The organism is Paracoccus sp. TD-10 (assembly GCF_048270675.1).
GTDB classification, from domain to species: domain Bacteria; phylum Pseudomonadota; class Alphaproteobacteria; order Rhodobacterales; family Rhodobacteraceae; genus Paracoccus; species Paracoccus pantotrophus.
The window spans coordinates 1203841-1219636 of record NZ_CP182419.1; the positions used below are offsets into that span (position 1 = coordinate 1203841).

Annotated in this window: 15 protein-coding genes and 1 pseudogene; 8 read left to right on the forward strand and 8 right to left on the reverse strand. The window is 69.8% G+C overall.

What is annotated here, in order from left to right; all coding sequences use genetic code 11:
• The first annotated feature begins 44 nt into the window (after positions 1 to 44).
• The 3 genes from ACNKFW_RS16920 (at position 45) to ACNKFW_RS16930 (ending at position 3552) form a co-directional block, all read left to right on the forward strand.
• Positions 45 to 944, forward strand: coding sequence for a helix-turn-helix domain-containing protein (locus tag ACNKFW_RS16920; RefSeq protein ID WP_147428838.1), 900 nt, complete (start codon positions 45 to 47; stop codon positions 942 to 944).
• A gap of 75 nt (positions 945 to 1019) precedes the next feature.
• Positions 1020 to 1580 carry an NIPSNAP family protein gene (locus ACNKFW_RS16925; RefSeq protein WP_147428837.1) on the forward strand — a complete coding sequence of 187 codons (561 nt, stop codon included), beginning with the start codon at positions 1020 to 1022 and terminating at the stop codon, positions 1578 to 1580.
• A gap of 91 nt (positions 1581 to 1671) precedes the next feature.
• Complete coding sequence (locus ACNKFW_RS16930) at positions 1672 to 3552, forward strand: bifunctional sugar phosphate isomerase/epimerase/4-hydroxyphenylpyruvate dioxygenase family protein (RefSeq protein WP_418025078.1); 1881 nt, start codon at positions 1672 to 1674, stop codon at positions 3550 to 3552.
• On the opposite strand, the gene ACNKFW_RS16935 is transcribed toward ACNKFW_RS16930, so the two are convergent.
• Positions 3549 to 4442 carry an NAD-dependent epimerase/dehydratase family protein gene (locus tag ACNKFW_RS16935; RefSeq protein WP_147428835.1) on the reverse strand — a complete coding sequence of 298 codons (894 nt, stop codon included), beginning with the start codon at positions 4440 to 4442 and terminating at the stop codon, positions 3549 to 3551. The two genes, ACNKFW_RS16930 and ACNKFW_RS16935, sit on opposite strands and share 4 nt — an antisense overlap.
• 117 nt (positions 4443 to 4559) lie before the next feature.
• Here ACNKFW_RS16935 and ACNKFW_RS16940 point away from each other — a divergent pair, with 117 nt between their 5' ends.
• From ACNKFW_RS16940 to ACNKFW_RS16955, 4 genes are all read left to right on the forward strand, one after another.
• Positions 4560 to 6245 (forward strand): FAD-binding protein, encoded by a 1686-nt coding sequence (locus ACNKFW_RS16940; protein WP_147428834.1) that lies wholly within the window; start codon positions 4560 to 4562, stop codon positions 6243 to 6245.
• Between the two features lie 248 nt (positions 6246 to 6493).
• Positions 6494 to 7882, forward strand: a complete 1389-nt coding sequence (locus tag ACNKFW_RS16945; protein ID WP_147428833.1) for an MFS transporter — start codon at positions 6494 to 6496, stop codon at positions 7880 to 7882.
• Between the two features lie 62 nt (positions 7883 to 7944).
• Entirely contained in the window at positions 7945 to 8778 is an 834-nt protein-coding gene (locus tag ACNKFW_RS16950) for a shikimate dehydrogenase family protein (RefSeq protein ID WP_147428832.1), read from the forward strand.
• Positions 8779 to 8805: 27 nt separating this feature from the next.
• Complete coding sequence (locus ACNKFW_RS16955; RefSeq protein WP_276330387.1) at positions 8806 to 8931, forward strand: hypothetical protein; 126 nt, start codon at positions 8806 to 8808, stop codon at positions 8929 to 8931.
• Positions 8932 to 9012: 81 nt separating this feature from the next.
• Here ACNKFW_RS16955 and ACNKFW_RS16960 read toward each other — a convergent pair.
• The 7 genes and pseudogenes from ACNKFW_RS16960 to pcaD form a co-directional block, all read right to left on the reverse strand.
• Positions 9013 to 9931: pseudogene (locus ACNKFW_RS16960) on the reverse strand (IS630 family transposase); the annotation flags it as partial.
• An 87-nt stretch (positions 9932 to 10018) separates the two neighbouring features.
• Positions 10019 to 11332, reverse strand: a complete 1314-nt coding sequence (locus tag ACNKFW_RS16965; RefSeq protein ID WP_147428831.1) for a lyase family protein — start codon at positions 11330 to 11332, stop codon at positions 10019 to 10021.
• A 103-nt stretch (positions 11333 to 11435) separates the two neighbouring features.
• A complete protein-coding gene (locus tag ACNKFW_RS16970; RefSeq protein ID WP_147428830.1) occupies positions 11436 to 12284 on the reverse strand; it encodes a 3-keto-5-aminohexanoate cleavage protein in 849 nt (282 codons plus the stop codon).
• Between the two features lie 10 nt (positions 12285 to 12294).
• On the reverse strand, positions 12295 to 12909 hold the full coding sequence (pcaG, locus tag ACNKFW_RS16975) for a protocatechuate 3,4-dioxygenase subunit alpha (RefSeq protein ID WP_024845855.1): 615 nt from the start codon (positions 12907 to 12909) through the stop codon (positions 12295 to 12297).
• Positions 12906 to 13643: a protocatechuate 3,4-dioxygenase subunit beta gene (pcaH, locus tag ACNKFW_RS16980; RefSeq protein ID WP_024845854.1), complete on the reverse strand. Its 738-nt coding sequence runs from the start codon at positions 13641 to 13643 to the stop codon at positions 12906 to 12908. The genes pcaG and pcaH overlap by 4 nt, the downstream gene beginning before the upstream one ends.
• Positions 13640 to 14023 (reverse strand): 4-carboxymuconolactone decarboxylase, encoded by a 384-nt coding sequence (gene pcaC, locus ACNKFW_RS16985; RefSeq protein ID WP_024845853.1) that lies wholly within the window; start codon positions 14021 to 14023, stop codon positions 13640 to 13642. The genes pcaH and pcaC overlap by 4 nt, the downstream gene beginning before the upstream one ends.
• Positions 14020 to 14796 (reverse strand): 3-oxoadipate enol-lactonase, encoded by a 777-nt coding sequence (gene pcaD / locus ACNKFW_RS16990; RefSeq protein WP_147428829.1) that lies wholly within the window; start codon positions 14794 to 14796, stop codon positions 14020 to 14022. Before pcaD ends, pcaC begins: the two co-directional genes overlap by 4 nt.
• Before the next feature lie 67 nt (positions 14797 to 14863).
• Here pcaD and ACNKFW_RS16995 point away from each other — a divergent pair, with 67 nt between their 5' ends.
• Entirely contained in the window at positions 14864 to 15784 is a 921-nt protein-coding gene (locus ACNKFW_RS16995; RefSeq protein ID WP_147428828.1) for a LysR substrate-binding domain-containing protein, read from the forward strand.
• Positions 15785 to 15796: the final 12 nt, after the last annotated feature.

Below are 15796 nucleotides of genomic sequence, written 5' to 3' on the forward strand. Positions count from 1 at the left end.
CAATTCTTGCACTATTCGCAACCGACCGGGGGACGGAGGAACGCATGGGCGACAAGGCGGCGGGCGGCATCCCGCATTACTATCTCTATGGAGATCAGGAGGCGGATGTCGAACTGGACCTGCTTCATATCGAGCCGATCCGCGAGCGCAGCGGCCCGAACGATTGGAGGATTCGTCCGCATGCCCATCCCGATCACATGCAGGTGCTGCTGGTGAAATCGGGCGGCGGCGGCATCCGCATGGAGGACCGCCAGCTGCCGATCCCCGCCCCCGGCATCCTGGTGGTGCCGGCGGGCGTCGTACACCAGATCGACTTCGATCCCGGCACCGACGGGTTCGCGGTGACGGCGGCGCTTGGCTGCCTGCGCACGGCATCGGCCGGCGATCCGCGGCTGGCGACGGCGGCGGGCCGGCCGGCCGTCTATCCGCTGGCCGGGACCGGCCTCGACATTCCGGCGGTGATCGACACCTTTCACTGGCTGCACCGCGAATTCATCTGGTCGGCGCCGGGCCGGCGCACGGCGATCCTGGCGCAATACATGCGCATCCTGGTGGTGGTGCTGCGGCTGTCGATCGCGCATCAGGACGCCGGCACCGCCACGCCGGACCGCGACTACGACCTGCTGGTGCGCTATCGCGCGCTGCTCGAAGAGCATTTCCGCAGCCAGCGTTCGCTGGGCTTCTTTGCCGGCGAGCTGGCCGTCACCCCGGCGCGGCTGAACGCGGCCTGCAAGGCGCGCAGCGGCAAGACCGCATCCGAGCTGCTTTACGAGCGCATCGTGATCGAGGCCAAGCGTTATCTGGTCTATACCGAAAGCACGGTGGCACAGGTGGCGCATCTGACCGGCTTCGACGATCCGGCCTATTTCAACCGCTTCTTCACCCAGCGCGTCGGCATCTCGCCCGGCGCCTTCCGCAAGCAGGCCGCGCGATCCGAGGGCTGAGTCCAATCTTTCCGACGCGCGGTCCATTTCCGCGCGCCGCCGCCCACGCCAATCTGCGCGGCAGGAGGGACCGGCATGATCCATGAATGGCGCAGCTATCGGCTGAAACCCGGCGCGGCAGGCGATTACCTGGCCCTGCTGGCCGAACGCGGCCTGCCGCTGGTGACACGGCACCTGCCTCTGATGGGCTATTGGCTGGCCGAGACCGGGCCGCTGAACACCATCCATCACCTGTGGAGCTATGCCGACTGGACCGAACGCGAATCCCGCCGCGCCGCGCTGGCGCAGGAGGAAGGCTGGACCAGGGGTTTCATCCCCGCCGCCTTCGCGCTGGTCGATGCGCAGCAGAACCGTTTCCTGCGGCTCGACCGCGCCTCGCCGCGCTTCCATGCGGCGCTGGCGGGACGCTTGCGCGCCCATGCCGCGCCCGCCCCCGGCGCGGCGCTTTTCGCCGCCGATTGCGCCGCGCTGGTGATCGGCGCGGACCCGGCCGGGGCAGAGGCACTGTGGCAGCCGGTCTCGGGCGATGCGCGCGGTCCCGTCGCGCTGATGCCGCGCAGCGCCGAGCCGGTGCCGGCAGCGCCGCAGCCGGGACGGCATGTGATCCTGCGTCCGCTGGCCTTCTCGCCGCTTTGAATTAACGCAAGGTTAATCACAGCGCAGAATCGGCATTTGCCGTTACGCCGATTCTCTGCGACGCTTGGCGTATCAGGGAAAGGGGTGCGGAATGAAGACCTCGATTGCCACCGTGTCGATTTCGGGCAGCTTTACCGAGAAACTCACCGCGATCCAGCAGGCCGGATTCGACGGGATCGAGATCTTCGAGCAGGATTTCCTCGCCTCGGACTTCACCCCGGCCGAGGTCGGCCGCATGGTCCGCGACCATGGGCTGGAGATCACCCTGTTCCAGCCCTTCCGCGATTTCGAGGGCCTGCCCGAGCCCTTGCGCAGCCGCGCCTTCGCCCGGGCGCAGCGCAAGTTCGACCTGATGGCCGAGCTGGGCACCGACCTGGTGCTCGTCTGCTCCTCGACCCATCCCGAGGCGCTTGGCGGCATCGACCGCGCCGCCGCCGATTTCCGCGAACTGGGCGAGATCGCGGCAGAGCGCGGCATCCGCATCGGCTACGAGGCGCTGTGCTGGGGCCGGCATGTCAACGACCACCGCGACGCCTGGGAGATCGTGCGCCGCGCCGATCACCCGAATGTCGGCCTGATCCTCGACAGCTTCCACACACTCGGCCGCAAGCTCGACCCCGACAGCATCCGCCGCATTCCCGGCGACCGCATCTTCTTCGTGCAACTGGCCGATGCGCCGCTGATCGAGATGGACCTGCTCTCTTGGTCGCGGCATTTCCGCAACATGCCGGGCGAGGGCGACCTGGACGTCGCCGACTTCACCCGCGCGGTCATGGCCACCGGCTATGACGGGCCGCTGAGTCTGGAAATCTTCAACGACCAGTTCCGCGCCGGCCTGCCGCGCCTGGTGGCCCGCGACGGCCATCGCAGCCTGGTGGCGCTGATGGACCGCGTGCGCCGGGCCGAGCCTTCGCTCTCCGTCGATCTGCCCGCCTTTCCCGCCCCGGCCCCGGTCGAGCGGGTGGAGTTCGTCGAATTCGCCACCTCGGTCGAGGATGCCGGGCCGCTGGAGACCCTGCTCGCCGCGGCCGGCTTCGAAAAGGCCGGGCGGCATCTCAGCAAGCAGGTGGCGCTGTGGCGGCAGGGCGGCGTCAACCTGCTGGTCAATGCCGAGCCCGGGGGCTACGCCCACAGCGCCTGGGTCACGCATGGCACCGGCGTGTCCGAAATCGGGCTGATGGTCCCCGACGCCCGCGCCGCCTTCGACCGCGCCCTGGCACTGGGGGCCGAGCCGCATGTCGCGCCCCATGCCGCGCAGGAGCTGGATATCCCCGGCATCCGCGGCGCCGGCAGCAACGTGATCCGCCTGCTGGACCGCCAGGGCGAGCTGGGCCGGATCTGGGAGGTGGATTTCGCCCTCGACGCCCCCGCGCCGCCGGGCGCCGGGCTTGCCGGCGTCGATCACCTGGGCCAGACCATGGCCTATGACGAAATGCTCAGCTGGTCGCTGTTCTACACCACCCTGTTCACGGCCCAAAAGGCGCCGATGGTCGATGTGGTCGATCCCGACGGGCTGGTGCGCAGCCAGGCCATCCAGGCCGGCGGGCTGCGCATCACCCTGAACGGCGCCGAGACGCGGCGCACCCTGGCCGGGCAGTTTCTGCACGAGACCTTCGGCTCCTCGGTCCAGCACCTCGCCTTCGCCAGCGACGACATCTTCGCCACCGCGGCCGAGATGGCGGCGCGCGGCTTCCCCTTCCTGCGCATCGGGGCGAATTACTACGACGATGTCGAGGCGCGCTTCGGGCTCGATCCGGATTTCACCGCCCGGCTGCGCGCCCATCACATCATGTATGACGAGGATGCCGGCGGGCAGTTCCTGCAATTCTACTCGACCGCCCTGCCCGGCGGCTTCTTCCTGGAGATCGTGCAGCGCCGCGGCGATTACGCCGGCTATGGCGCGCCGAACGCCCCGTTCCGCATCGCCGCGCAAAAGCGCACCCTGCGGCCCAAGGGCATGCCGAAAGCCTAGCCGCCCAGTTCCGCCAGCGTGCGGCGGATGCCCTCCTCGATCGGCGTGACCGGCTGCGCGCCCAGCCAGTCCGGCACCGGGTCCGAGGTCAGATCCGCCGGAATGCGCAGCGGCGGGCCGTCGATGGCGATGCCGTCCCAGCCGCTCTGCCGCGCCAGCTCGGCGGTGAAATCCGCCATCCCGCGCGTGTCGCCGGCCATGGTCAGCACCGTCGCGCCCTGCATCGGCCGCAGCATCGCCGCGGCCAGCAGCCGCGCCACGTCATCCACATGCACGAAGCCCACCCGGCCCGAGAAGCGGATCACCGCCGGCTCGCGCCGGACCGAGGCCGCCAGCGCGATGGACGGCCCGGCCGCGATGCCGCTGCTGATCCCCGGCCCGTAGACGATATAGGGCCGCAGCCCCAGGCTGGGCAGGCCGTGATCCGCGGCATGGACCCGCGCCAGCCCCTCGACCGCCAGCTTGGTCACGCCATAGACGGTCATCGGCCGCGGCAGCGTGGCGCTGTCCGGCCCGAACACCCCGGCGGTGCTGAGCCAGGCGACCGGCACCCGCAGCCGGCGCGCCAGTTCGAAGACATGCGCCGAGCCCAGCACATTGACCCGCACCGCCCGCGCCGGGTCGGCGGCGCAATCCACCGTCATCAGCCCGGCAAGATGCACGATGCCGTCGCAGCCCTCGCCGGCCCGCGCCAGCGAATCGGCATCGGTCACATCCCCCGCCGCCGCCTCGCAGCCCTTTGGCAGCACGGTGCGGCGGATCGCGGCTTCGAGGTCGAAAAGGCGCGGGACGATGCCCTGCGCCGCCAGCGCGGCCGCCACCCTCAGGCCGATGAAACCGGTGCCGCCGGTCAGAAGAATGCGGCGCGGCCGCCTTGTATCCTGTGTCATGCTGTCTCCTCCGGCCTACACTATATGGAATGATGTTCAATTATAAAAGCATCTTCCATTTTCATGCCAGCTGTGGCAAGTTCCGCCGCGCATCGGGGCAAAGAGGAGGGAGCGCGCATGACGGACATGGCTTTCGACGAAGAGGTCGATCTTCTGGTGATCGGCGCCGGCGCGGGCGGCATGACGGCGGCGCTGAGCGGCGCCATCGCCGGCCTGTCGGTGCTGCTTTGCGAAAAGACCGGCATGGTCGGTGGCACCACTGCCACCTCGGGCGGCACGACCTGGGTGCCGGGCACCGAGCTGAGCCACCGGGCCGGGGTGCCCGACAGCGCCGAGGACGCCGCCGCCTTCCTGCGCCATGTCGTCGGCAACCGCGGCGGCGATGCACGGCGCGAGGCGTTCCTGGCCGCCGGGGCCGAGGCCATCGCCGAGCTTGAACGCCATTCCGAGGTCCGCTTCGTCGCTGCCGCCGCGCATCCCGACTATCTGGACGGTCCCGGTTCGGCCTATGGTGGGCGCGCGCTCGCGCCGGTGGAATTCGACGGCCGGCTGCTCGGGGCCGAATTCGACCGGGTGCGGCCGCCGCGCGACGTGTTCATGGGGCTGGGCGGCATGATGGTCGGGCGCGGCGAGCTGGGGGCACTGCTTGCCCCCTTTGCCAGCACCGGCAACCTGACGACCGCGCTGAAGATCCTGCTGCGCTATGCCCGCGACCGGCTGGGCCATCGGCGCGGCACCCGGCTGCTGATGGGCAATGCGCTGGTGGCGCGGCTGTTTTTCAGCCTGCGCCGGCGCGAGGTGCCGATCTGGTTCGACAGCCCGCTGGCTGATCTCATCCGCGACGGGCAGGCGGTGATCGGCGCGGTGGTCGAGACCCCGCAGGGCCGGCGCCGCATCCGGGCGCGGCGCGGCGTGGTGCTGGCCACCGGCGGCATCGGCTGGAACCGCGCCCTGCGCGAGCGGCTGTTCCCGCCGCAGATCGCCCCCTTCTCGCAGGCGCCCGAGGGCAATAGCGGCGACGGCATCGCCCTCGCGGTCGAGCGCGCCGGCGCGGCGCTGGACGATGGCTGCGACAGCGCCGGGCTGTGGATGCCCTGCTCGCTGCTCGGCCGTCCGGACGGGTCGCAGGCAATCTGGCCGCATATCATCCTCGACCGCGCCAAGCCGGGGCTGATCGCCGTCGGCCGCGACGGCCGTCGCTTCGTGAACGAGGCCGGAAGCTATCACGATTTCTGCTTGGGCATGATCCGCGCCGGCCTGTCCGAGGCCTGGCTGGTGGTCGATTCCGGTTTCATCCGCCGCTACGGGCTGGGGCTGGTCCTGCCGGGCGGGCGCGGGTTGCGGCGGCTGCTGCGGCAGGGCTATCTGCGACGCGCAGGCAACCTTGACGCGTTGGCAGCCGCCATCGGGGTCGATGCGCAGGGGCTGGCCGAAAGCGTCCGGGCCAATAACCGCTTCGCGGAAACCGGTTCCGACGCCGATTTCGGCCGCGGCTCGACGGTGGTGAACCGCTTCAACGGCGATCCCGAGGTCAAGCCCAATCCCTGCCTGGGCCCGATCCGGCAGGCACCCTTCTATGCGCTGCGCGTGGTGCCGGTCGATCTGGCCGGCAGCGGCGGGCTCGACTGCAATGCCGATGCGCAGGTGCTGGACCGCGAGGGCCGGCCGATCCCCGGGCTTTACGCCTGCGGCAACGACGCCGCCTCGATCTTCCGCGGCACCTATCCGGGGCCCGGCACCACCATCGGCCCGGCCATGGTCTTCGGCTGGAAAATCGCCCGACAGTTGGCAGAGCAGGGCTGATTTTCCGCCCTTGCCGGAAAAACACCGGCCATCGGGCCATCGGGGCAATTTCGCCAGCGGCAGGCACGAAAATCAATCCCTTGCCCGGAATCGCCACGTCGTTCCAGCCGATCCCGGCGCCGATGAATTAACTTGATGTTAACATAAAGCGTTAAACGGTCTTTGACGTTATTCGCTTGTTTTGCGACCTTTTGCCACAGACCGCGCAATCAGAGGAGCTGGCGTGGTCAGCTTCAGGGAGGTTACCCATGACCGCTTCACTGGCCATCGCGCCCAAGGGCAGGCATCAATCCGGCAAGGCTGCGGCCAGCGGCTGGATCGGCTCTGCGCTGGAATATTACGACTTCTTCATCTACGCCACCGCCGCCTCGCTGGTGTTTCCGCAGATCTTCTTCCCGTCGGAAAACCCGCGCGTCGCCATCGTCGCCTCGCTGGCGACCTATGGCGTGGGCTATGTCGCCCGGCCGATCGGCGCCTTCGTGCTGGGCCATTGGGGCGACACCCATGGCCGCAAGAACGTGCTGATCCTGTGCATGTTCCTGATGGGCATCTCGACCCTGCTGGTCGGCCTTCTGCCGACCTATCAGCAGGTCGGCATCCTGGCCCCGATCCTTCTGGTGATCCTGCGGCTGGTGCAGGGCTTCGCCGTGGCGGGCGAGATCTCGGGCGCCAGCTCGATGATCATGGAACACGCGCCCTTCGGCCGGCGCGGCTTTTTCGCCAGCTTCACGCTGCAAGGTGTGCAGGCCGGCCAGATCCTGGCCGCCGCCGTCTTCCTGCCGCTGGCGCATTACATGCCCGACGAGGCCTTCAACAGCTGGGGCTGGCGCATCCCGTTCCTGCTGAGCTTCGTCGTCATCATCGCCGGCTGGATCATCCGCCGCGAGGTCGAGGAAACCCCCGCCTTCCGCCAGGAAGAGGCCGAGCACGCCACCCCGCGCTCGCCCGTCGTCGAGGCGATCCGCACCACCTGGCCGGACATGATCCGGGTGATCTGCATGGCGCTGATGAACACCATCCCGGTCGTCGCCACCGTCTTCGGCGCCGCCTATGCCGTGCAGGCCGCCTATGGCATCGGCTTCCACAAGGACGTCTATCTGTGGATCCCGGTCCTGGGCAATATCGTCGCCTGCCTGGCGATCCCGCTGGTCGGCAATCTGTCGGACCGCATCGGCCGCCGTCCGCCGATCATCGTCGGCGCGCTGGGATCGGGCCTCTTGGCCTTCGGCTATCTCTATGCGATCTCGATCCATTCGGTGCCGCTGGCGATCCTGATGTCGCTTCTGATGTGGGGCGTGGTCTATCAGGGCTATAACGCGGTCTTCCCCAGCTTCTACCCCGAGCTGTTCCCGACCCGGACCCGCGTGTCCTCGATGGCGATCTCGCAGAACATCGGCACCACGATCACCGCGCTCTTGCCTGCGCTCTTCGCCACCGTCGCCCCTCCCGGCTCGACCAATGTGCCGCTGATGGTGGGTTCGATCACCTTCGCCATCTGCTGCATCGCCGCCGCCGCGGCCTGGTCGGCGCGCGAGACCTACCGGGTCCGCATCGAGGATCTGGGCAAGCCGAATGCCGCACCGGTGACAAAGGCGGAATACGACCACCTGCGGACCGAGGCCGCCGCCAGCCGCTGAACTCCACCGCAAGGCCCCGGTCCATCCGGGGCCTTTCCCCCGAGCAGGAAAGGCAAGGCATCATGATCCGCGGAACCACCAGACTGATCGCGCATCTGGGCTATCCGACCACGACCTTCAAATCGCCGATGATCTACAACCCGTGGTTCCGGCGGCGCGGCATCGACGCCGTGGTGGTGCCGATGGGCTGCAAGCCCGAGGATTACCCCGATTTCCTGCGCCTGCTGTTCCGGCTGTCGAACATCCACGGCGCCCTGATCACCATGCCGCACAAGGTCAGCACGCTGGCGCTGGCCGACCGCGTCTCGGTCACCGCCCGCATCGCCGGCGCGGCAAACGGGCTGCGGCTGGCCGAGGACGGCGCGCTCGAGGCCGACATGTTCGACGGCGAGGGCTTCGTGCGCGGCGTGCTGGCCAAGGGCCAGGAGCTGCAGGGCCGTTCGGCGCTGGTCGTCGGCTGCGGCGGCGTCGGCTCGGCCATCGCCGCCTCGCTGGCCCGGGCGGGCGTGGCGCGGCTGGCGCTCTACGACCCGGCGGCCGCCAATGCCGAGGCGCTGGCCGGCCGTATCGCCGCCGCCTATCCCGGCATCGCGCTGGAGACCGGCGCGAACGACCCGGCGGGCTTCGACCTGGCGGTGAACGCCTCGCCCTTGGGCATGACCGAGGGCGACCCGCTGCCCATGGATCCCGAACGCCTCGACCCCGCCACCTTCGTCGGCGAGGTGGTGCTGAAATCCGAGATCACGCCCCTGCTTGCCGCCGCCCGCGCCCGCGGCTGCCGCTATCAGGTCGGCACCGACATGCTGTTCGAGCAGATCCCGGCCTATCTGGAGTTCTTCGGCTTCCCCAAGCCCAGCGTCGCGGAACTGCGCGAAAGCGCCGCGATCAGCTATTGACCGGCGGCGGCGCGAGGCCGGGCATCGATGCCCGTGCCCCGCGCCGCCATGGCCGGCTGGTTTCGTCCCGGCTGGGGCACCGGCCTTGCCTGCCCGGTCTCGGTCGAGGCGGACGCGCTGCGCATCCGCGCGGATCGCCGGGGCGCCGCCTAGATCCTGCCCATATCAAATCCAAGCATAGCCTGCGTTTTTGAGGTGGTTGGCGCACTCCTTTGCGGAGAAGCTGTCAGGTCATGTGCCGAGGCGTTTCCAGGCGGCTTCGACGGTGCGTTCGGCGGCGGAGCGCATGAGGGGCTTGGGCGCGACGAATATGAGGGGGCGAACGCCATGCGTTCGAGTGAGCCCCCGATCGTGTTCGATGGGGCTCAGATCCGGGCTGTATGGCGGGAGGAACAGCAGATGCGCGCCTGCCGCCCGCATGGCCTTTCGCACCGCGCCGCCCTTGTGGCTGCCGAGATCGTCCATGACCACCACGTCGCCCGGACGCAGGGTCGGAAAGAAGCACCGGCTCGACACAGGCGCGGAACAGATCCCCATTGATCGGGCCATCGATGACGCAGGGCGCGTCGATCCGCTCCATCCGCGGCGCCCCCACGAAGGTCATCCTGCGCCAGTGCCCCTGTGGCGCACGGCCCGGCAGGCGGGTGCCCCTCGGCCCCCGGCCGCGCCGCGGGGCCATGTTTGTCTGCACCCAGGTTTCCTCGATGAACACGAGCCGGCGCGGGTCGATCCTGTGCTGGTGCCGCCGCCAGCGGGCGCGGCGGCGGGCGATGTCGGGCCGTCCGGTCTCGGCGGCAAGGACGGTCTTTTTTTTTTTGAACGACAACCCCTCGGCATGGGCGAAACGCCACAACGCGCCATAGCTGACCCTGACCCCGCGCGCGGCCAGCCCGGCCCGGAGCCGGCGCAGGGGTAACGAGGGGTGTTCCGCAAGCCGCGCCAGCGCGTCGTCCCGTCCCGGCGCCATCACATCGCGCCGCTTACCGCCCATCGGACTGGCCTCGCAACTGCCTGTCGCGCGCCATCTCCGGGACCATTTCACAACGCTCGGCACGCTGAGGCCGAACATAGACGCAACCGCGCGCACCGTCTCTCCCTCAGCAACGCGCGCAACAACGCGTGTCCGAAGATCGCTGGACAAAGGTCTCGCCATGCATGCCGGCTTCCTTTCCCAGCAGCCATGTCGAAGCAGACCATCCCCGATCTGGGAACGCCCGATCCAGCCTGAAACGATCAGGCTTTAGGCGCCGGCAGCCTCGGCAAAGGCCCGCGCCTCGGCCGGGGCGGTGCCGAGCCCGCCGGCGGCGGAAAGGTCCAGATCCGGGAAGTCGCGGGCGACCAGCGCCGGCAGCGGCTGGCCGCCGGATTGCGCCTCGGCGCAGAGCGCCTTGATCCTGGCCTGCGCCTCGGGGCGCGGCATGTGGCGGGCCAGGGCGAAGGTGAAGGCCTCGGCATGGATCAGCCCGCTGCCGTCGTCGAGCCCGCGCGCCATGGCCTGCGCATCGGGTGCGATCCGCCCCGACAGGTCCAGCGCCAGCGCCAGCGCCCGGCCGGTCGAGATGCAGAGCTGCGGCAGGGTCAGCCATTCCACGAACCAGGCCGCGCCGTCGCGCTGCTGGCGGTGGATGCCGGCGCCCTGCAGCGCCGAGGCCAGCGCCGCCGCCTGCCGCGCCAGCGCCACCAGCACCGAGGGGCCGACCGGATTCTGCTTTTGCGGCATGGTCGAGGAACCGCCGGCGCCGGAGATGCGGATTTCGCCGATGCCGCTTTGCGCCATCAGGATCAGGTCCTCGCCCATCTTGCCCAGGCTGGCGCAGAGCCCCGCCATCCAGGCGGCGAAATTGCCGATGCGGTCGCGTTCGGCGTGCCAGCCGTGGCCGGGATCATGGAGGCCGAGCGCCGCGGCCAGGCCGGCGCGCACGGCGGGGCCCTCGGCGCCCATGGCCGAGAGCGTGCCCGCCGCGCCGCCCAGCGAAACGGTGGCCAGCTCCGGCGCCAGCGCCTGAAGCCGCGCGCGGTGGCGCAGCAGCGGACGGCCCCAGCCTGCGATCGCGGCACCGAATCCGGTCGGCGTCGCCGCCTGCCCGTAGGTCCGCGCCGCCATCGGCAGATCGGCATGCTCGCGGGCCAGCCGGCCGAGCGCGGCAGCCAGCCGGCCGAGCCTGTCGTCCCAGATCCCCGTCAGCCGGCGCAGCCGCAGCGCCTGACCGGTTTCCATGATATCCTGGCTGGTCGCGCCCCAATGCAAGTATTGCGCATGATCGGGCGCCTCCATGGCCTTGCGGAAGGCCGCGACCAGCCCCGGGACCGGCACGCCGTTGGTCGCGGTCTCGGCAGCCAGCGCGGCGGGGTCGATCTGCACCTCGCGCGCGGCGCGCTCGATGAAGGCGCCGGCGGTTTCGGGGATCAGGCCCAGCCGGGCCTGCGCGCGGGCCAGCGCGCCCTCGACCAGCAGCATGGCGCGGATCTCGGCGCTGTCGGCGAAGAGCGCGGCGGTCTCGTCATCCGAGAAGAGGCTGCGATAAAGGGCGCTGTCGGCGGCTGCGGCGGGCATCGGTCGGTCCTTTTGCAATGGCGGGACCGGGGGGCCGTCTGCCCCCCGGACCCCCCGAGGATATTTGGACAAGAAAGAAGATGCGAGAGGCCGGCGGCAGGGCTCAGGCGGCAGGCTCAGGGGGGCGCAGGCCGAGGATCTGCCGGGCCTGGCGCCAGGTCGCCACCGGGCGGCGGTATTTCTCGCAAAGCGCCGCGGCGCGTTTCACCAGCGCGGCGTTGGAGGGGGCGAGCCTGTCGCGGTCGAGGCGGACATTGTCCTCGAGCCCGGTGCGGGCATGGCCGCCGGCAGAGATCGCCCAGTCGTTCAGCACGATCTGGTTCGGCCCGATGCCCGCCGCGCACCAGGGCGCATCGGCGCCGAAAAGGCGCTTCACCGTATGGACGTAATAGTCGAAGACCCCGCGGTCGGCGGGCATGGCGTTTTTCACCCCCATGACGAATTGCACATAGGGCCGGTCCTTGATCTGGCCCGCCTGCCACATCTGATGCGCCTTGAGGATATGGCTGAGGTCGAAAGCCTCGATTTCCGGTTTGATATCGTATTTCGCCATCTCGGCGGCCAGCCAGTCCACCAGGTCCGGCGGGTTCTCGTAGACCCGGGTCGGGAAATTGTTCGAACCGACCGAGAGCGAGGCCATGTCGGGGGCCAGCGGCAGCATGCCGCCGCGGGCGCGACCCGCCCCCGAGCGGCCGCCGGTCGAGAGCTGGACGATCATGCCGGGGCAATGCGTCTCGATCCCTTCCTTGAGCCGGGCGAAGCGTTCGGGGTCGGAACTCGGCCGGCCCTCGTCGTCGCGGACGTGGCAATGGGCGATCGTCGCGCCGGCCTCGAAGGCTTCCTGCGTCGATTCGACCTGCTCCTCGATGGTGATCGGCACCGCCGGGTTGTTGTCCTTGGTCGGCAGCGAGCCGGTGATGGCGACGCAGATGATGCAGGGGGTTGCGGTCATGGCCTTGCCCTCAGATGTCGAAGAAGACGGTTTCGTTCTCGCCCTGCAGCTTGAAGTCGAAGCCGTATTCGCCCGGTCCGGTCCGCTTCGCCATGAGCGTCTGGATGCGGGCCTTGTGCTCGATCCGGGCGAGGACCGGGCATTCGGCATTGGCCGCCTCCTCGTCCTCGAAGCAGATCCGGGTCTGGAGCCCGAGATTGATGCCGCGCGCCACCAGCCAGACATTGATATGCGGCGCCATCAGCCGGCCGTCCGGGAAGGGCACGCGGCCCGGCTTGACGGTTTCCAGCCGCCAGATGCCGGTGTCGAAATCCGCCGCGACCCGGGCCCAGCCGGTGACGTTCGGATCGGCGGCGCCGCGCGGGTCGTTGCCGGGATAGATGCCATCCGCATCGGCCTGCCAGGTTTCGAAAAGCGCATCGCGCAGGACCATGCCGGCGCCGTCGATGACGCGGCCGGTGATGATGATGCGCTCGCCCCGCGCGCCCTCGCGGATCGGCGAGAGGCCCAGATCCTGCGGATAGATGCCGGGATTGCCGAGCGCGTTCGGGGTCAGGCCGATATGGACATAGGGGCCGGCGGTCTGCGAGGGGGTTTCCTTGAGATAGTCCAGTCCCTGCATCACATCCCCTCCTTGCGGTTTTCGAAGAACGACTGGCGGCGGCCGCGCAGCACGATGTCGAACTTGTAGGCCAGGCAGTCCATCGGGATCGCCCGGTTCATGTCCAGGGGCGCCACCAGCGCCTGGATGGCGCGGTCCTGGCCGATGGTGTTGACGATCGGGCATTTCGCGATCAGCGGGTCGCCCTCGAAATACATCTGGGTGATCAGGCGCTGGCCGAAGCCGGTGCCGAAGACCGAGATGTGGATATGCATCGGCCGCCAGTTGTTGACATGGTTCGGCCAGGGATAGGCGCCCGGGCGGATGGTCAGGAATTCGTAGCTTCCATCCGGCCCGGTCAGCGTGCGCCCGCAGCCGCCGAAATTCGGATCCAGCGGCGCCAGGTAGCCGTCCTTCTTGTGGCGGTAGCGGCCGCCGGCATTGGCCTGCCAGATCTCGACCAGCACGTTCGGCACGCCGCGGCCGTTCTCGTCCAGCACCCGGCCGTGCATGATGATGCGTTCGCCGATGGCAGGCTGGCCGGTGAAGTTCATCACCAGGTTGTTGTCCAGCACCCCGATCATGTCATGGCCGAAGGCGGGGCCGGTTTCCTCGCTGAGCGTCGAGCCGAGCGCCACCAGCGCGCGATGCGGGGCGCGGGTCATCGAGGTCTTGTAGCCCGGCGTATAGGCCGGCGGGTGCCAGTCGCGGTCGCGGAAGAACAGCGGGCCGCGGTCGGTTGCATTGCTGAGGGTCATCGCTTGGCCGCCTCCATTTCGGCAAAGGTCTCCTTGGCGATCTTGATCGCGTGGTTGGCGCGCGGGACGCCGGCATAGATGGCGACATGCAGCAGCGCCTCGATCACGTCGCCGGGCGTGGCGCCGGTGTTGGCGGTGGCGCGGATATGCAGGGCCAGTTCGTGGTCGTTGCCCAGCCCCGCCAGCAGCGCGATGGTCAGCATCGAGCGCTCGCGCGGGCTGATCGTGTCGCGCGACCAGACCGCGCCCCAGGCGGATTCGGTGATCAGCCTCTGGAAGGGCTCGTCGAAATCGGTCTTGGCGGCCTCGGCGCGGGCGACATGGGCATCGCCCAGCACCCGGCGCCGGGTGGTCATGCCTTGGTCGTAACGGTCACTCATCGGGCGTGGTCCTGAAGGAAGGGGGCCAGCAGCGCGGCCCATGCGGCGGGGGTTTCGACGCAGGGCAGATGGCCGGCGCCGGGGATGACGTGGAAATCCGCGCCGGGGATCAGATCGGCGGTGCCGCGCACCAGATCCGGCGGCGAGGAGCCGTCCTGGTCCCCGGCGATCACCAGCGCGGGCAGGCGCAGGCTGGCGGCGGCTTCGGTCAGGTCGGCGGCGGCGATGGCCTCGCAGGCGGCGATGTAGCCCTGCGCGTCGCAGCGGGCCAGCATGTTGCGCCAGGGATGCAGCGCCGGCGTGGTGCGGAAGGGCGGTGCGAACCAGCGCTCCATCACCGCATCGGCGATGCTGGCGACGCCGCCGGCACGGACGGCGGCGATGCGGGCGGCCCAGATCTCGGGCGCGCCCATGCGGGGCGCCGTGTTCGACAGCACCAGCGCACGCAGCAGTTCGGGCCGGCGCGCGGCCAGCGCCTGGCCGATCATGCCGCCGATGGACAGGCCGACGAAGACCGCCGGTCCGCCGGTCGCCTCGATCAGCGCCGCGGCGTCCTCGGCCAGATCGGCGATCGAGACGGGGCCGCCGGAATCGGACAGGCCGTGGCCGCGCTTGTCGTAGCGAATGGCGCGGATGCCCGGCAGAAGCGGCAGCACCGCGTCCCAAAGCCGCAGGTCGGTGCCCAGGGAATTGGCGAAAACCACCGGCAACCCGTCCTCGGGCCCGTCGATCCGGTAATGCATCGCCCCCCAGGGTCGCATCAGAACTTGCATGGCAACTCCTCTCTCACCCATAATCTGCCACAGCCTGTTCCGGGCGAAAAATGCTAAATGAGCGATCATGTATAATCATTCCATTATGCATCCGGCGATCAAGCTGCGCCATATCCGCGCCTTTCTGGACATCGCGGCCGAGGGCGGGCTGTCCGCCGTCGCCCGCCGGCAAGGCATCACCCAGCCGGCGCTGTCGCGCACCCTGGCCGAGCTGGAGACGCTGCTGGGGCAGCGGCTGTTCCTGCGCCAGGGGCGGCGGCTGGTGCTGACCGAACAGGGCGCGCTGTTTCGCCACCATGCCGCCCAGGCCCTGCAGGCGCTGGAGGCAGGCGCGGCGGCGTTGCGGCCGGGGACCAGCGGCACGATCCGGGTCGGCGTGCTGCCCACGGTGGCGACGCGGTTCTTTCCGCAGGTGGTGCTGCGGCTGCGGCAGATCCTGCCCGAGGTGACGCTGGCGGTCGAGACCGGGCCGCATCACTACCTGATCCGCATGCTGCGCGCGGGCAGCATCGACCTGATGATCGGGCGCCTGCCCAGCCCCTCGGAAATGGCGGGGCTGAGCTTCGATCACCTTTACGAGGAGGACGTCGTGCTGGTGGCGCGCGCCGGTCATCCCGCGGCCGGCCGGCCGGCCGCCGAGGCGCTGCGCGAGGCGCCGCTGATCCTGCCGCCGGCGACGGCGCTGATCCGCGCCTCGGTCGATGCCTATCTGGTCTCGCTGGGGCTGGCCGGCGGCCGGCCGCTGGTCGAGACGGTGTCGCTGGCGCTGGGGCGGGGGATCTGCCTGGCCTCGGACAGCCTGTGGTTCATCTCGCGCGGGGTGGTGCTGGACGAGGTCGAGCGCGGCCTGCTGGTCGAATTCCCGACCGGTGCCAGGTTCCTGTCCGGCGCGGTCGGCATGACCCGCCGGCAGGCCGCCGCGACGCCGGGCCTTGCCACGCTGGAACAGGTGGCGCGCCAGATCGCCGGCCGGGCGGCGGGCGGCTGACGGCGCGATTGG

What these genes read in the sequence shown, in the direction of transcription:
- ACNKFW_RS16920 (WP_147428838.1), top strand. Translation starts at nt 45, where the DNA reads ATGGGCGACAAGGCGGCGGGCGGCATCCCGCATTACTATCTCTATGGA.
- ACNKFW_RS16925 (WP_147428837.1), top strand. Translation starts at nt 1,020, where the DNA reads ATGATCCATGAATGGCGCAGCTATCGGCTGAAACCCGGCGCGGCAGGC.
- ACNKFW_RS16930 (WP_418025078.1), top strand. Translation starts at nt 1,672, where the DNA reads ATGAAGACCTCGATTGCCACCGTGTCGATTTCGGGCAGCTTTACCGAG.
- ACNKFW_RS16935 (WP_147428835.1), bottom strand. Translation starts at nt 4,442, where the DNA reads ATGACACAGGATACAAGGCGGCCGCGCCGCATTCTTCTGACCGGCGGC.
- ACNKFW_RS16940 (WP_147428834.1), top strand. Translation starts at nt 4,560, where the DNA reads ATGACGGACATGGCTTTCGACGAAGAGGTCGATCTTCTGGTGATCGGC.
- ACNKFW_RS16945 (WP_147428833.1), top strand. Translation starts at nt 6,494, where the DNA reads ATGACCGCTTCACTGGCCATCGCGCCCAAGGGCAGGCATCAATCCGGC.
- ACNKFW_RS16950 (WP_147428832.1), top strand. Translation starts at nt 7,945, where the DNA reads ATGATCCGCGGAACCACCAGACTGATCGCGCATCTGGGCTATCCGACC.
- ACNKFW_RS16955 (WP_276330387.1), top strand. Translation starts at nt 8,806, where the DNA reads ATGCCCGTGCCCCGCGCCGCCATGGCCGGCTGGTTTCGTCCCGGCTGG.
- ACNKFW_RS16965 (WP_147428831.1), bottom strand. Translation starts at nt 11,332, where the DNA reads ATGCCCGCCGCAGCCGCCGACAGCGCCCTTTATCGCAGCCTCTTCTCG.
- ACNKFW_RS16970 (WP_147428830.1), bottom strand. Translation starts at nt 12,284, where the DNA reads ATGACCGCAACCCCCTGCATCATCTGCGTCGCCATCACCGGCTCGCTG.
- pcaH (WP_024845854.1), bottom strand. Translation starts at nt 13,643, where the DNA reads ATGACCCTCAGCAATGCAACCGACCGCGGCCCGCTGTTCTTCCGCGAC.
- pcaC (WP_024845853.1), bottom strand. Translation starts at nt 14,023, where the DNA reads ATGAGTGACCGTTACGACCAAGGCATGACCACCCGGCGCCGGGTGCTG.
- pcaD (WP_147428829.1), bottom strand. Translation starts at nt 14,796, where the DNA reads ATGCAAGTTCTGATGCGACCCTGGGGGGCGATGCATTACCGGATCGAC.
- ACNKFW_RS16995 (WP_147428828.1), top strand. Translation starts at nt 14,864, where the DNA reads ATGTATAATCATTCCATTATGCATCCGGCGATCAAGCTGCGCCATATC.